The 14467-nt window shown below is 68.4% G+C and carries 16 protein-coding genes; 3 read left to right on the forward strand and 13 right to left on the reverse strand.

Translation table 11 applies throughout. The features are described 5' to 3' along the window. Positions 1 to 199 precede the first annotated feature (199 nt). Together tsf and rpsB are read right to left on the reverse strand one after the other, a co-directional pair. Positions 200 to 1024 carry a translation elongation factor Ts gene (gene tsf, locus OG225_RS24460; RefSeq protein ID WP_405177436.1) on the reverse strand — a complete coding sequence of 275 codons (825 nt, stop codon included), beginning with the start codon at positions 1022 to 1024 and terminating at the stop codon, positions 200 to 202. Positions 1025 to 1173: 149 nt separating this feature from the next. Continuing rightward, positions 1174 to 2046: a 30S ribosomal protein S2 gene (gene rpsB, locus OG225_RS24465; protein WP_109529624.1), complete on the reverse strand. Its 873-nt coding sequence runs from the start codon at positions 2044 to 2046 to the stop codon at positions 1174 to 1176. Between the two features lie 381 nt (positions 2047 to 2427). Between rpsB and OG225_RS24470 the strand changes: the two genes are divergently transcribed. The 3 genes from OG225_RS24470 to OG225_RS24480 all read left to right on the forward strand — a co-directional run bounded on the left by OG225_RS24470 (position 2428) and on the right by OG225_RS24480 (position 3917). Beyond that, positions 2428 to 2685: a hypothetical protein gene (locus tag OG225_RS24470; protein WP_405177437.1), complete on the forward strand. Its 258-nt coding sequence runs from the start codon at positions 2428 to 2430 to the stop codon at positions 2683 to 2685. Then, a complete protein-coding gene (locus tag OG225_RS24475) occupies positions 2682 to 3296 on the forward strand; it encodes a M23 family metallopeptidase (RefSeq protein WP_405177438.1) in 615 nt (204 codons plus the stop codon). Before OG225_RS24470 ends, OG225_RS24475 begins: the two co-directional genes overlap by 4 nt. Positions 3297 to 3401: 105 nt before the next feature. Next, entirely contained in the window at positions 3402 to 3917 is a 516-nt protein-coding gene (locus OG225_RS24480; RefSeq protein ID WP_405177439.1) for a DUF1990 family protein, read from the forward strand. A 36-nt stretch (positions 3918 to 3953) separates the two neighbouring features. On the opposite strand, the gene OG225_RS24485 is transcribed toward OG225_RS24480, so the two are convergent. From OG225_RS24485 to lepB, 11 genes are all read right to left on the reverse strand, one after another. Then, positions 3954 to 5855: an alkyl/aryl-sulfatase gene (locus OG225_RS24485; protein ID WP_405177440.1), complete on the reverse strand. Its 1902-nt coding sequence runs from the start codon at positions 5853 to 5855 to the stop codon at positions 3954 to 3956. 42 nt (positions 5856 to 5897) lie between these two features. After that, positions 5898 to 6239 carry a DUF202 domain-containing protein gene (locus OG225_RS24490; RefSeq protein ID WP_405177441.1) on the reverse strand — a complete coding sequence of 114 codons (342 nt, stop codon included), beginning with the start codon at positions 6237 to 6239 and terminating at the stop codon, positions 5898 to 5900. Next, positions 6236 to 6601, reverse strand: a complete 366-nt coding sequence (locus tag OG225_RS24495; RefSeq protein WP_216910740.1) for a YidH family protein — start codon at positions 6599 to 6601, stop codon at positions 6236 to 6238. The genes OG225_RS24490 and OG225_RS24495 overlap by 4 nt, the downstream gene beginning before the upstream one ends. A gap of 507 nt (positions 6602 to 7108) precedes the next feature. Next, positions 7109 to 7840, reverse strand: coding sequence for an acetoacetate decarboxylase family protein (locus OG225_RS24500; protein WP_405177442.1), 732 nt, complete (start codon positions 7838 to 7840; stop codon positions 7109 to 7111). Positions 7841 to 7920: 80 nt separating this feature from the next. Then, on the reverse strand, positions 7921 to 8844 hold the full coding sequence (locus OG225_RS24505) for a tyrosine recombinase XerC (protein ID WP_405177443.1): 924 nt from the start codon (positions 8842 to 8844) through the stop codon (positions 7921 to 7923). Positions 8845 to 9186: 342 nt separating this feature from the next. After that, on the reverse strand, positions 9187 to 10350 hold the full coding sequence (dprA, locus tag OG225_RS24510; protein ID WP_405183356.1) for a DNA-processing protein DprA: 1164 nt from the start codon (positions 10348 to 10350) through the stop codon (positions 9187 to 9189). A gap of 86 nt (positions 10351 to 10436) precedes the next feature. Then, positions 10437 to 11945 (reverse strand): YifB family Mg chelatase-like AAA ATPase, encoded by a 1509-nt coding sequence (locus OG225_RS24515; RefSeq protein WP_405177444.1) that lies wholly within the window; start codon positions 11943 to 11945, stop codon positions 10437 to 10439. Continuing rightward, positions 11945 to 12301: a YraN family protein gene (locus OG225_RS24520; RefSeq protein WP_216917679.1), complete on the reverse strand. Its 357-nt coding sequence runs from the start codon at positions 12299 to 12301 to the stop codon at positions 11945 to 11947. Before OG225_RS24520 ends, OG225_RS24515 begins: the two co-directional genes overlap by 1 nt. A 112-nt stretch (positions 12302 to 12413) precedes the next feature. After that, on the reverse strand, positions 12414 to 12719 hold the full coding sequence (locus OG225_RS24525) for a DUF2469 domain-containing protein (RefSeq protein ID WP_011210678.1): 306 nt from the start codon (positions 12717 to 12719) through the stop codon (positions 12414 to 12416). 124 nt (positions 12720 to 12843) lie between these two features. Further along, on the reverse strand, positions 12844 to 13608 hold the full coding sequence (locus tag OG225_RS24530; RefSeq protein WP_405177445.1) for a ribonuclease HII: 765 nt from the start codon (positions 13606 to 13608) through the stop codon (positions 12844 to 12846). Positions 13609 to 13674: 66 nt separating this feature from the next. Further along, complete coding sequence (gene lepB, locus OG225_RS24535; protein ID WP_405183357.1) at positions 13675 to 14445, reverse strand: signal peptidase I; 771 nt, start codon at positions 14443 to 14445, stop codon at positions 13675 to 13677. Between the last annotated feature and the right edge of the window lie 22 nt (positions 14446 to 14467).

Consider the following 14467-nt stretch of genomic DNA (forward strand, 5'->3'; position numbering starts at 1 on the left):
CCCATCCTGCCTTACGGGGTTTCGGCGGCCACAGAAGCCCCCCTCGGACGTGCGACCCCGCGCGGAATGCGGCCTGCGCGACGATCCGGAACCACGTTCGAAACGTACGCGCTTCAGTAATTCTCCGACGGGAGGCCGGTACACACGCAAAAGGCCTCTCGCACATCGGGATCGACGTGCGAGAGGCCTTTCGAGTCGATCAGGCCTGACCGACCTCGAAGCGGGCGAAGCGGCTCACGGTGACACCGGCCTCGTCCAGCAGCGCCTTGACCGTCTTCTTCGAATCGGTGACGGACGACTGCTCGAGCAGCACGACATCCTTGAAGAAGCCGTTGACGCGGCCTTCGGTGATCTTCGGCAGCGCGGCCTCGGGCTTACCCTCTTCGCGAGCGGTCTGCTCGGCGATGCGGCGCTCGTTCTCCACGATGTCGGTCGGCACCTCGTCGCGGGTCACGTACTTGGCCTTGAGGGCCGCGACCTGCATGGCGGCGGCACGTGCGGCCTCGGCCGCGACGTCACCCTCGCCGGTGTACTCGATCAGCACGCCGACGGCGGGCGGCAGATCGGTGGCACGCTTGTGCAGGTAGGTCGCGACGGGACCGTTGTAGGAGACGACGCGACGCAGTTCGAGCTTCTCGCCGATCTTGGCGGCGAGCTCCTGCAGCGCGGCGTCGACGGTCCTGCCGTCCAACGGCAGCGCCTTGAGCTCGTCCAGATCGCCGGGCTTGGCGACGGCGGCCGCGGCCACGATCTGATCGGCCAGCGTCTGGAACTCCGCGTTCTTGGCGACGAAGTCGGTTTCGGAGTTGATCTCGACCAGGACGCCGTCCTTGGCCGCGACCAGGCCCTCGGCCGTGGCGCGCTCGGCGCGCTTGCCCACGTCCTTGGCACCCTTGATGCGCAGCACCTCGACGGCCTTGTCGAAATCACCGTCGGTCTCGGTCAGCGCGTTCTTGCAGTCCATCATCCCGGAGCCGGTGAGCTCCCGGAGCCGCTTCACATCGGCAGCGGTGTAGTTCGCCATGGGTGGCGAGCCTCCTTCGAGAGAGTGCGCGACGGGCGGCGACTGTTGTCCGCCCGAACGCTCCTGAGTACTGGGCAGCGGTGATCACGATGGCACAGCCTCGTGATCACCGCCGGAACAGTGTCTGAATACCGCGTTCCAGGTACGTCTCAGGCCTGGGTCTCGGCAGGAGCGGCCTCGGCGGGGGCAGCCTCCGCGGGGGCAGCCTCGGCAGGGGCGGCTTCGGCCGGAGCGGCCTCGGCGGCGGGGGCAGCCTGCGAGAGCAGTTCCTGCTCCCACTCGGCGAGGGGCTCACCCGCGCCGGCTTCCGGCTTGTCGTCGCTCGCGGAGCCACCGGCCCTGGCCTGCACGCCCTCGGCCACCGCGGAGGCGACGACCTTGGTCAGCAAGGCGGCCGAACGGATCGCGTCGTCGTTACCCGGGATCGGGTAGTCGACCAGGTCGGGGTCGCAGTTGGTATCCAGGATCGCGATGACCGGGATGTTCAGCTTGCGAGCCTCGCCGACGGCGATGTGCTCCTTGTTGGTGTCGACGACCCAGATGGCCGAAGGCACCTTGGCCATGTCGCGGATACCGCCGAGGGTGCGCTCGAGCTTGTTCATCTCACGCGTGAGCATGAGGATTTCCTTCTTGGTGCGACCCTCGAAACCACCGGTCTGCTCCATCGCCTCGAGCTCCTTGAGGCGCTGCAGGCGCTTGTGCACGGTGGAGAAGTTGGTGAGCATGCCACCCAGCCAGCGCTGGTTGACGTAGGGCATCCCGACGCGAGTCGCCTCGGCCGCGATCGACTCCTGGGCCTGCTTCTTGGTGCCGACGAAGAGAACGGTGCCACCGTGGGCGACGGTCTCCTTGACGAACTCGTAGGCCTTGTCGATGTAGGTCAGCGTCTGCTGCAGGTCGATGATGTAGATGCCGTTGCGGTCGGTGAAGATGAACCGCTTCATCTTCGGGTTCCACCGACGGGTCTGGTGTCCGAAGTGCGCGCCGCTGTCCAGCAGCTGCTTCATTGTTACGACAGCCATAGCTCTCGTATCTCTCTTTCCTAGCCGGTTGACGCAGCGGATCGGCGATCCACTGCCCTGGCGCCTCCGAATCACCGGACCCGATCACATGGATCGGGACCAGCCGGCGATTCCCTGCTCCGCACATGCGCTGCCCCGAACGATCTCCAATGAGGTCCGGTTCGAACAGCGCCGTAACGAACAAGCACGGGCGGCGCGCGAAGTCGGTCCGTGCCAGCACAGACCGCTCGATCAGTCTACGACGCGCGGTCCCCGCGACCTAAACCGGCCGGGCGCGGATGCCCCGGCCAGGCGAAACGCGCGGTGTTCACAGGTCGGAAAGTTGTCCACATTCGACAATTCGCGACCCCGGCGGGCCGGTCGATCGGCGAATGTCGAGACATGAATCGTATCTCGGTGACGGTGACCGCGCTCGTCCCACTGATGTTCGCGTTGTCCCTGGTCCTGGCCTATCCCGCCGTCGCGCAACCACCCTCGGGGATCGCGACGGCGTGCGCCGGTTCGGCGTGCGTGCCGGACGGCTGGCTGCGCGCGGCACCCTGCCGTCTTCGCGTCGTCGGACCGGCGCGGATCCCATGGACGACGACTCCCGACACCTCCCTCGATGTCGCGCGCATTCCGCGGTGCTCGTCGCGATGACGCGCACGGCGATCCGGGTCGGGGCACGCCGAACCCCCGTCGGCGACCGGTCCCTTCATCCAGCGGGCGGGCGCCCGTCGACCGCCTGGAATACGCGCCGGACCACCGGATTCGCGGTCGGGCTCGCCGTTGCCGTAGCGCTGCATTCCTGGCATCCGGCATCGGCGGCGCCCACCGGCGAATTCGACTGGCCGTTGCGGCCGCGCCCGCAGGTGGAGCGCCGCTTCGACAAACCGGCCCGGGACTGGCTACCGGGACATCGGGGCGTGGATCTCGCGGGTGTTCCCGGACAGGATGTGCTCGCGGCCGGGTCGGGGATCGTGGTGTTCGCCGGGGAGGTGGCGGGCAGGCCGGTCGTGTCGATCGACCATCCCGGCGGGCTGCGGACGACGTATGAGCCTGTGCGAGCGCGGGTTTCGATCGGCAGCCGGGTCGGGCGCGGTAGCGGGATCGGAGAGTTGGACGCCGGGCACGAGGGGTGCGCGGCGGCGGCCTGCCTGCACTGGGGTCTGCGGCGCGAGGCGGGGGCGAGAACCCCGCGCGAATATCTCGATCCCCTTGCGCTACTGCACTTGTCACCGTTGCGGCTGAAACCGGCCGGTGCGCGGTGAGGACGACCGTTCCCGAACGTGAGACGGCCCGGTGCGGTCGTTCGGCGGAGACCGGTTCGATACCCCGCGCTTCCCTCCCCGCCCGAATGCGACGACGATTCGCCTATGAGCAACGAATCGGGCGACGCGCTCACCTACGCGGAGGTCGGCGCGACGGCGGGCACCTTGCCGCGGGGGTACCACCACTTCACGCTGAAACGCCGGATCGGTTCGGGACGTGCGCTGTTCGAGCGGGCGGGCGTGGCGATCCTGGCCTATCGGATGCAGAAGGGCACCGGAATCTTCCACGGGGCGACTACACCGTCAGCGGAGGTCGGCACACGGCTGACGGTCCGGCTCGGCGTCGGACCGCTGGCGATCACCGCCCCCTGCCGGGTGGTGTACCTGCTAGAGGAGTCCGACCGGAGAGGTTTCGCCTACGGCACGCTGCCCGGTCATCCGGAGATCGGCGAGGAACTGTTCGCGGTGGAATACGACGCGGCCGACGACGGCGTCTACGGGGTGGTCACCGCCTTTTCCCGACCGGGCGCCTGGTACACGAGACTCGGCGGCCCGGTCGTCCGATCGATCCAGCGATACATCGCGGGCAGATATATCGCCGCGCTGCCCACCTCGCCCTGATCGACGGACGCGGCGGACCACACCGATGCGCGTCGCCTACGGCGTGACGATGGCGAAATCCGGATCGGGGGTGTCCAGAACACCGACCAGATCGGCCAGGGTGACCGGATCGCCTTCTATGGCGATATCGCCCGCGGCGACGGCGACACCGAAATCGTCGCCCGCGAGCAGTACCCGGATCAGCGTTCGGCGGGTCAGTGTGAAGAGGGTGTCCGGGTCGGGCATCTTCACGTGGTCGGGCCGGTCGTAGTGGACAAGCAGGCCGTTGCGCAGTTCCACCCGGTGGGTGCGGTCCTCGTCGACGAGATGCCAGTCGGTCACCAGCCGGTGCCCCCACGCCACGGGGCCGTCGACACGCAGCGCCAGCGCGTCGAAGATCTGCTCGGTGCTCAGCGCCGCCAGCGCCGTCGGGGACTCGGGCGTGGTCGGCGTCCCGAAGGTGCCGTACCGCAATTCGTAGGCGCCGCTGAGGTAGAAATTGCGCCAGGTCGCGTTCTCCGCGCCGTAGCCGAGCTGTTCGAAGGTGCTGGCCTGCAATTCCTTCGCCGCGGAATTATCCGGATCGGCGAAGATCACGTAGTTGACGACCTGTGCCACCCAGCGGTAGTCACCCGCCGCGTAGGACGCCCGGGCCTTGCGCAGTATCTCGTCGGCGCCGCCCATGAATTCCACGTGCCGCTCGGCGGATTCGACCGGCGGATACTCCCACAGCGTGGCCGGATTCCCGTCGAACCAGCCCATATAGCGCTGGTAGATCGCCTTGACGTTATGGCTCACCGAACCGTAGAAACCGCGCGTGTGCCAGGCCGCATCGATCGCGGGCGGCAGTGCGAAACGCTCGGCGATCTCGGCGCCGACGTAGCCCTGATTCAGCAGTCGCACCGTCTGGTCGTGCAGATAGCCGTACAGATCTCGTTGCAGCGCAAGGTATTCCACCAGCCGATCGGTACCCCAGGTCGGCCAGTGGTGCGAGGCGAACACCACGTCGGCGTCGCGGGCGAACAGGTTGATGGATTCGGTCAGGTATTTCGCCCAGACATGGGGATCACGCACCAACGCGCCGCGCAGGGTGAGCAGATTGTGCTGCGTGTGCGTGGCGTTCTCGGCCATGCACAGCGCCCGATGGTCGGGCAGGTGGAAATTCATCTCAGCGGGCGCCTCGGTTCCCGGCGTGACCTGGAAGACCATCTGCACCCCGTCGACGATCTCCCGTTGACCGGTCTCGACGATGTCGACGGTCGGCGGGATCAGGGTGACGGTGCCGAGCGAGGTGGTCTGCCCGAGACCGGCACCGACCTGTCCGAGTGGACCGCGCGGCAGCACCGCGCCGTACATGTACGCCGCGCGCCGGGCCATCGCCGCACCGGCGTAGACGTTCTCGGCCACCGCGTGTTCCAGGAGACCCGCCGGGGCGAGTACCGGGCAGCGCCCCGCCGCGACTTCCTCCTCCGTGGTGACGCCGAGCGCGCCGCCGAAATGGTCCACGTGTGAATGGGTGTAGACGAGCCCGGTCACCGGCCGGTCACCGCGGTGCGCGCGATAGAGCGCGAGCCCGGCGGCGGCGGTTTCGGCGCACAGCAGCGGGTCGATCACCACGACACCCGAATCACCTTCGACCAGCGTCATATTCGACAGATCGAGCCCTCGGATCTGATAGATCCCCTCGGTGACCTCGAACAGTCCCTGTTCCACGACCAGCCCGGATTGCCGCCACAGGCCCGGATGCACGGACGCCGGGCAGGGTTCACGCAGGAATTCGTAGGAATCGCTGTCCCACACCACGGTTCCGTCGGCCATGGTGACCACACCGGGATCGAGCGCCGCGATGAAACCTCGGCGCGCGTCGGCCCGATCCGTCTCGTCCGCGAAGGGCAGGGCCGCGGCGGCACGTCGTTGCGCGGCCGCGATGACGGTGCTGGGTTCGGTCGCTGTGCTCATATCCGTCCTCCTGTGCTCTGCCGAATACCGTCCTGTCGTTCCTCACGGCCCCGGATACACGAATCCCAGACCCGCCGCGATCCCCGCGACCACGACCACCGCCACCGTGGCCATGACGATCGCGCCGTTCTCGATGTCGTGGCGGCCCGCGCGCAGATTGCGGCTGCGAAAGAATCCGAGCAGCGCCAGCGCGATCATCGTGCCCGCCGCCGCCAGCGGCGCGGTTCCGAACGCGCGCCACCCGTTGATCGCGGCGTGGTTCAGGAACAGGACGGCGATCACCATCGCCGAGATGGCGGTGCGCCGCCAGGCCAGGGCGGTGCGCTCGGCGGCCAATCCGACATCGGGGCCCGCGCCGGGCGGCGGTGTACCTGTTGCGGTCATCGCAGCAACACCGCGACGCAGGCCAGCACCGACACGACGGTGATACCCGCCGACAGGATCGGCACAAGCAGGGTCGACGGAAGCGGCCGACCACGCCGCATCGCCTCGCGCACCCCGCGCCAGTGCCCGTAGGCCCCCACCGCGACGATCACCGCGAGCACCAGGCAGCACATCCCGATCGCCCGGCGGATGCCGGGCAGGTGCATGGGCTGGACCAGGGTGTGTACGGCCACACCACCGGCGAGCAAGCCGAGCGCGGTCCGCATCCAGGCCAGGAAGGTTCGTTCGTTGGCGAGGGTGAAGCGGTAGTCGACCTCCTCCTCGCCTTCCTCGGACTCCTCTGCCGGGCTCGGCAGGGTCATGACGCTCCACTTCCGACACCGGATCCGCGGACGAACGGGCGGGTGCCGGACATAGGTGCCGCACGCGTCCGGGCGTGGCGGGCCGATCCGTCGCCGACCACGTTCAGCGGTCGTCGCTCACGGACCGTCCGCGCGAGGGAAAGGTCGCACTCGATGTTGTCCGAATAGTTGCCGGATACGGGCATGCCCACCGACTCGGGCGTACTCGGGTCCCGGCGTATCCGCGGAAAATCTCCGAGCGATTCCGCAGGGTACGACCGGCATTCGCGCACTCCAGAGGGACGAACCGCTGGACGCAGCCGGACCTCCGGGTTCATGGACGTCTCCATCCCTTGTCGATTTCCGGATCGGAGCAAATACACCGCTACGTCAGCCTAACGCCGGGGGAAGTGACCGTCCACGCACTACGCCGTGCGGCACCGGCAAACGCGCCGCCGCGATCCCCTCGATTCCCTCGGCCGAGAACCCGTCGGTCACAGCCGAATACATTACGCGTTCCCCGGTCCCTCACACGGGGACGGCGTCCTGGAAGGTCATGGTGAGGCGATCGACCGTCGATGCCATCGGCGCGCGGGTGGGAAGTCCGAGACCGGCCAATTCCGTGGCGATCGGATGGTCGCCGAGTCGCAACTCCACACCGCCGGGGCGGGCCCGCATACCGGACGGCCCCATCTCCCATGCCGTGCACCTGGTCAGGCCGTCGATATGGGAATAGGCATCGAACGAGGTCCCCGCGCCGCGGCCACCGGGCGTGGACAGACCGGATTTCACCGAGAGGTCGACGACGAGGTCGCCGTCCTGGCGGAGAACGCCGCGCCGGAGACCGCCCTCGTGGTTCACGTCGAATTCCGCGATCTCCTTCGGGAACCCCCAGATCCCGCGTCCGGCGGCGAGGGTGAAATCGCCGTCCACCGGCAGCTGGTGGATGAAGACACCCGCCTTCCCTGTCGCGAGGGCCCGCAGGTCCGCGAGGCCACCATCCCGCGCGGCGGCATGGTGGCGAACCATGAACGACACGCCGAATTCGTTGTACGGCCCGAGGTCGCCGTCGATGTACTCGACGAAGACGAGGATGCACAGGGCCCGATCGCGCGGCACCCGCAGGACGCGGAGGCCGGAATAGTCGATGAGTCGCTGCGCGGCGTCGGCCGGAACGCGATAGGTAGCCATGAAGGCGCGCGCGTGCCGGATCCGCACCGGCATCTGGACTTCGCGACCGAGGACGGTATGCGTGCTCATCCGGATGGATCCTCCCAAAGTTAGAACTCGTTTCAGAATACGAGTTCGCTTCGAGCGTCACACGCCGTTCCGCCGGAATGTCACGCGCGCGGATGAGCCTGGTCGTGCACCTTCCGCAATCGTTCGACGGACACGTGGGTGTAGAGCTGGGTCGTCGCCATACTCGCGTGGCCGAGCAGTTCCTGGACCACCCGAAGATCGGCGCCCCCTTCGAGCAGATGCGTCGCCGCGCTGTGCCGCAAACCGTGCGGCCCGATATCCGGCGCGCCCGGAATCGCGGAAACGACTTCGTGCACAACGGTTCTGGCCTGACGCTGGTCGAGCCGACGACCTCGCCTGCCGAGCAGCAGGGCGCGACCGGAATCCGGGCAGGCGAAAGACGGGCGGCCGAAACGCAGCCACCGTTCGATCGCCTCGTCGGCGGGTCCGCCGAACGGGACCGACCGCTCCTTGTTCCCCTTGCCCAGCACCCGCACCAGCCGTCGCTCCCGATCGACATCATCGACATCGAGCCCGCACAGTTCACCGACCCGGATCCCGGTGGCGTACAGCAACTCGACGATCAGCCGGTCCCGCAACGCCATCGGATCCTGCTGGGCCGCACCCGATTGCGCCGCTTCCATCGCACCGACGGCCTGACGCTGCCCGAGGACAGCCGGAAGCACCCGATGCGACGAGGGCGAACCCAACCGCAGCCCCGGATCGACCGGGAGCCTGCCGTTCGCGGTCAGCCACGCGGTGAACGTGCGCGCCGACGACGCGCGCCGCGCCATCGTCGTGCGCGCCGCACCTCCCGCCGACTGCGCCGCCAGCCACGAACGCAGCAGACTCAGATCCAACTCCCCGATCGCCGAATCCGCCGACTGCGCGTAGAGATGCGCCAACAGCGAGCGCGCGTCCCCGAGATAGGCCCGCACGGTATGCGCCGACCTGTTCCGCCCCAACCGCAGATGCCGCCCGTATTCCCGCACCAACGCACCCAGATCCTCCGGTAACTCCTCCACCCCACCACCGTCACCCCACACCCCCGCCTTCGCAAGCCCCCGCGCCGCAACCCGATGTTTCGCCCTGCGCACACACGAGATCGCACCGCCACACGCACGGTCTGTGGTCGAGTGAGGTTGTCCGGCCTCGGCGCCGCGGTGTTGGTCGCGGTGCTGATCGGCGCACAACCCGCTCTCGCACACGCCGATCCCTTCGTCGGTCGCCCGGTCTGGGTGATCCCTCGAGAACTCGTTCGCCGCCGGGGTGTTCGAGCAGGTGGACCGTCCGGCGGCCCCACACTCATCGTGCCGGGTCCAGGAGGCTGGTCAGCACGCGACGACCCACGCCTTCGCACCCCACACCTATCCCGTGCCGCGGCCGGGTGGGACACGATGCCAGCCGGTGTCGTCGAGTCCGACCAGCCCTGCCAGTTCCAGTTCGGTCAACACGGCGCGGATCTCCGGTACCGGTAGACCTGTCTGCGCGGCAAGGGCGGCGGGGAGGCGGGCACCGATTGTCGGGAGGGTCGCGTAGACGGTGGCGCAGGTGCCGGTCAGTGCCTCGGCCGGGGCGGTCGATGTCTGCGAGGCGTCGGGCAGAGACAGGCGTAGTGGGCCTGCCTCGTCGATCACCTCGCACGCTCGGGTGACCAGCAGCGCTTCGCCGTCACGGATCATGCGGTGGCAGCCGACGGAGGCGGCCGAGGTCACCGGGCCGGGTGTCGCGAGTGCGGGACGGCCCATTCGGCGTGCCCATTTCACGGTGTTCCGCGCGCCGCTGCGCAGGCCCGCTTCGACCACGAGTACGCCGTCCGCGAGGGCGGCGATTATTCGGTTCCTGGCCAGGAATTGGTGTTTGCGCGCGACCGTGCCCGGCGGATATTCGCTGACCACCAATCCGACGTCGGCGATTTCGGCGAGCAGCCGGTCGTGCTGCGCGGGATAGGGCTTGTCGACACCGCAGGCCAGGACCGCGATCGTCGTGCCGCCCACGGCCAGCGCCGCCCGGTGCGCCATCGCGTCGATTCCGAAGGCCGCACCGGACACGATCGTCCAGCCGCGCGCGGCGAGATCTCCGGTGATCTCGCCGGTCACCCGATCGCCGTACCCGGTACTGCATCGCGCGCCGACCACGGCCAGCGCGCGCTCGGTGGCGTCGAGCAGGGATCGCGATCCGCGCACCCACAGCACGAGCGGGACCGCGCCGTCCTGATCCCGGCCGGTCTCCAACTGTGCCAATCCCAGCATCCGCCAGGCGGGCCATTCCGGATCGTCAGGCGTCACCACCCGACCACCGAGTGCCTGTATCGCGTTGAGATCCCTTGCCGCGCAGTCACTGTCACGCCGCTGCACGGTCGGTCCGCGTAGGGATTCCGGTAGATCGCGTTCGCGCACCGCGCGCGCCGCCTCCACCGGTCCGACCGATTCGATCAAGGCCGACAGTGCCGCGCACGGCCCCTGCACCACCCGCGACAGGTACACCCACGCGAGCCGCCGCTCGTCGGCCGCGACGGCGTCCAGGTCGATCGTGCGCGAGCCAGGATGGAGAACCGTCGGCCCACCTACCGACTCCACGTTCCCGACACCGGCCGGAACGCCGAGCCTGTCCGCGCTCACTGCGCATCCCGCTGACGGAAGTTGAGGGCCAGCAGCACGTCCCGAGCGGTGGGCAGTTCACCACCACGGAGGTCACAGATGGTCCACGCCACGCGCAGTGCCCGGTCCGCGCCGCGAGCCGACATCCGGCCGACACGCAGCGCCGCTTCGACCGGCGCGACGGCGTCCTTCGGCAGCGGGAATTTCTGTCGGAGCGCGTGGCCGGGGACTTCGGCGTTGGTGGTCCAGCCGTACTCGCGCCACCGGTCGACGGCGGCGCGGCGGGCGGTGGTCACCCGGGCGCGCACCACCTCGCTGCTCTCGGACACCTCGCTGTCGAAGGTGGTGCCGGCCCCGCCGTGCAAGCGCGCGCGGAGGTCGATGCGGTCCATCAGGGGGCCGGAGAGCTTGCCCAGATAGCGACGGCGGGCCAGGGGCGCGCAGATGCAGTCGATATCGCGCGCGGGCGCGCAGGGACACGGGTTCGCGGCCAGTACGAGTTGGAATCGGGCGGGGTATCGGGCCACGCCGTCGCGCCGGGCGATCCGCACCTCCCCCTCCTCCAACGGGGTACGCAGGGCTTCGAGCACCTTGGTTCCCAGCTCGGCGCATTCGTCGAGGAACAGCACGCCCCGATGGGCGCGGCTCATCGCGCCGGGGCGTGCCGAACCGGAGCCGCCGCCGACCATGGCGGTCGCCGAGGTGGAGTGGTGCGGGGCGACGAAAGGCGGTGCGGTGATGAGCGGATGGTCGCCCGACAGGGCTCCCGCCATCGAGTGGATGGCCGTCACCTCGAGCGATTCGGATTCGGTCAGTGGCGGAAGCAGACCCGGAAGCCGCTGCGCCAGCATGGTTTTACCGATTCCCGGTGGACCGGTGAGCAGGAGGTGGTGTCCGCCCGCCGCCGCGACCTCCAGTGCCCACCGCGCTTCCTCCTGACCGACGACCTCGCTGAGGTCACCGCCGGGGACGGGCAGGTCGGGCAATGTCACGTCCGGTTCGAGCAGCATGCCCGCGCCGCGCAGCCACCGGACGACGGCGCGCAGGTCGGTCGCGCCGAGAACCTCGATGTCGTCCACCAATCCGGCCTCGGCCAGCGCCCCCGCCGGGACGACGACGGTCGACCATCCCGCGTTGCGCGCCGCGATCACCGCGGGCAGCACGCCGCGCACCCGCCGCACCCGGCCATCGAGGGCCAGTTCGCCGAGCAGGACGGTCTTCGCCAGCCGCTCGGCGGGTACCGAACCCGCCGCGTCGAGTACCGCGACGGCCAGCGCCAGGTCGTAGACGCTGCCGATCTTCGGCAGGGTCGCGGGCGAGAGCGCGAGCACCACACGTCCGTCCGGCCACTTCTCGCCGGAATTGGCGACCGCCGAACGAACCCGGTTCCTGGATTCCTGGAGTGCGGTGTCGGGCAGGCCGACCAGGTTCACCGAGGGCAGACCCTGACCGATATCGGCCTCGATCTCGACCAGTTGCCCGTCGACCCCGGTGACAGCCACGGAGTTGGCGCGACCGAGCGGCATCAGAACACCCCCTCGAGATGTTCGATGACGGGGCGGTAGCCGCGGCGCAGCAACACCCCGACGACGTCGAAACGGATGTGGCGCCACGGCCCTTCCTGCTCGACCAGCCAGGTCAGCGCCAGTCTGCGGATACGCTGCTGTTTGGTGAAGGTGACCGATTCGGCGGGAGTGCCGTAGCCGAGGCCGGTCCTGGTCTTCACCTCGACGAAGGCGGTGACCTCGCGATCACGGGCGATCAGGTCGAGTTCGCCGTATCGGCACCGCCAGTTCCGCTCGATGATCCGCATTCCGGCGGCCTCGAGGAACCGTGCCGCCAGCTCCTCCCCCTGCGCGCCGAGCGTCTGTTTGTCTGCCACCCGGACAGCATCACCCGAGACGGCCACGAGTCATCGCCGCCGACCAGGCACAACACCTGCCCTGTGGATAGCGGCCGGGCTGTGGACAACTCGCCCGGCGGCTACCTCGCGATCACTCGGGAAGCCGCAGGTCCGGCTTCTCCAGCTCTTCGATGTTGACGTCCTTGAAGGTGATCACCCTGACGTGTTTGACGAAGCGGGCGGGGCGGTACATGTCCCACACCCACGCATCGCTCATCCGCACTTCGAAATACACCTCGCCGTCGGCGTTCTGCGGACGCAGCTCGACGGAATTGGCAAGGTAGAAGCGGCGCTCGGTCTCCACCACGTACGAGAACTGACCGACGATGTCCTTGTACTCGCGGTACAGGGACAGTTCCATCTCGGTTTCGTACTTCTCGAGGTCCTCGGCACTCATCGGGTGGGACGTCCTCCTTCTCGCCGCACTGCGTTCGATGTGCGGTGTTCGTGGGGCCCTTCGTGGTAACGCACGCTGCCGCTTCCTGGCCCGTCACTCAAACCGCTGCGTCGCATGCGGACAATCATCTCGCATGAGCGGCATCGCCAGCCACTCGGCTGTCCCCGGAGCCCTTCGCGGGGCCCGACGCCAGTATCGTGTCGGTGTAATCCACCGCCGCGTCCGGCGGCCGCAGGCCCATCGCGTCCCTGACATTGCGCCACGATCTGCGATGTTCGTTACTCGGCCCGAGCCTGTGCAGGGCGTCGGTGTGTTCGGGCGTGTTGTAGCCCTTGTGCGCCGCGAAACCGTAACCGGGCAGGCGCCGGTCCAATTCGACCATCATCCGGTCCCTGGTGACCTTCGCCAGGATGCTCGCCGCCGCGATACAGGCGGCGGCCGCGTCGCCGCCGATGACCGGCAGCGACGGCACCGGGATGCCGGGGACCCGGAACCCGTCGGTGAGCACATATCCGGGCGTCTGCTTCAGCCCGGCGACGGCGCGGCGCATGCCCTCGATATTCGAGACGTGGATGCCGATCGAGTCGATCTCCCACGCCGGGACCACGACGATCTCGTAGGCCAGCGACAACCGGGTGATGACCGGGAACAGTTCCTCCCTGGTCGCCTCGCTGAGTTTCTTCGAATCGTCGAGCCCGGCCAGCTTGTCGTAGGCCTTGGGCGCCAGCAGGCACGCCGCGACGACCAGCGGTCCGGCACACGGCCCACGCCCCGCCTCGTCGACGCCCGCGACCGGACCGAGGCCGTTGCGTATCAGCGCCGCTTCCAAGGTGCGTAGTCCGCCCGCACGGCGCATCACCACGCGCGGCGGCCAACCGGTACTCGGCATCACAGCTTCTGGACCCTGCCCCACAGTTCGATTATTCCGCCGCCACTTCGGTGATCCGCGACCGGCTCAATTCGTCTGGGGATCCTGCGACTTGATCGGACCGATCCGGCTCGGCGGCCAGATCTTGAACACGGCTTTACCTCGGACGTTGTCCAAGGGCACGGTGCCGTTGAATTCGTCTCCGACGTGGGCGCGGGAATCCCGGGACTGGTTGCGGTTGTCGCCCATCACCCACAGATTGCCCTCGGGCACGGTCACCGGACCGAATACTCGCCCGTGGGGATAACTCGCGTTCTGCTGACCGGGAACCCATTTGTAGTCGAACTGGACATAGGGCTCGTCCAGTGGCTTACCGTCCACCATGACCCGCCCCTCGGCGTCACAGCATTGCACCGTCTGGCCGCCGACCGCGATCACCCGTTTGACCAGGTCGTTCTCGTCGGGCGGTACCAATCCGAAGAAAGCGAAGAAGTTCTGCACGCCGCGCACGGCCGCGTTGTCCGAACGGATCGAGGTGTAGGTGTCGTTCCACGAGGGCGGTCCGACGAAGACCACGACGTCACCGGGCTCGGGATCGCTCCAGTAGGACGTCAGCTTCTGGACGTAGATGCGGTCGCCGGTGCAGCCGGGGCAACCGTGCAGGGTCGGCTCCATGGACTGCGACGGAATGACGTAGGGACGCCCGACGAAACTCACCATGAGCGCGGCGATCACCGCCGCGACAACGATCAGGATCGGCAATTCCTGCCAGAACGGGCGCTGTTTCTTGGACTTCTTCCGGTGCGATCGACCGCGACTGCGCGAAGCCCCTTCGTCGTCCGATCCGGACACCTCCACCGACCCACTTTCGTTTGCCACG

Source organism: Nocardia sp. NBC_01377 (assembly GCF_045040005.1).
Lineage (GTDB): Bacteria > Actinomycetota > Actinomycetes > Mycobacteriales > Mycobacteriaceae > Nocardia > Nocardia noduli.

Bases quoted from the DNA above. Each gene is read 5' to 3' on its own strand.
- OG225_RS24485 (WP_405177440.1), bottom strand. From the start codon at position 5,855: ATGAGCACAGCGACCGAACCCAGCACCGTCATCGCGGCCGCGCAACGA.
- OG225_RS24480 (WP_405177439.1), top strand. From the start codon at position 3,402: ATGAGCAACGAATCGGGCGACGCGCTCACCTACGCGGAGGTCGGCGCG.
- OG225_RS24490 (WP_405177441.1), bottom strand. From the start codon at position 6,239: ATGACCGCAACAGGTACACCGCCGCCCGGCGCGGGCCCCGATGTCGGA.
- OG225_RS24470 (WP_405177437.1), top strand. From the start codon at position 2,428: ATGAATCGTATCTCGGTGACGGTGACCGCGCTCGTCCCACTGATGTTC.
- rpsB (WP_109529624.1), bottom strand. From the start codon at position 2,046: ATGGCTGTCGTAACAATGAAGCAGCTGCTGGACAGCGGCGCGCACTTC.
- OG225_RS24495 (WP_216910740.1), bottom strand. From the start codon at position 6,601: ATGACCCTGCCGAGCCCGGCAGAGGAGTCCGAGGAAGGCGAGGAGGAG.
- OG225_RS24530 (WP_405177445.1), bottom strand. From the start codon at position 13,608: ATGCCGAGTACCGGTTGGCCGCCGCGCGTGGTGATGCGCCGTGCGGGC.
- OG225_RS24515 (WP_405177444.1), bottom strand. From the start codon at position 11,945: ATGCCGCTCGGTCGCGCCAACTCCGTGGCTGTCACCGGGGTCGACGGG.
- OG225_RS24525 (WP_011210678.1), bottom strand. From the start codon at position 12,719: ATGAGTGCCGAGGACCTCGAGAAGTACGAAACCGAGATGGAACTGTCC.
- OG225_RS24475 (WP_405177438.1), top strand. From the start codon at position 2,682: ATGACGCGCACGGCGATCCGGGTCGGGGCACGCCGAACCCCCGTCGGC.
- OG225_RS24500 (WP_405177442.1), bottom strand. From the start codon at position 7,840: ATGAGCACGCATACCGTCCTCGGTCGCGAAGTCCAGATGCCGGTGCGG.
- tsf (WP_405177436.1), bottom strand. From the start codon at position 1,024: ATGGCGAACTACACCGCTGCCGATGTGAAGCGGCTCCGGGAGCTCACC.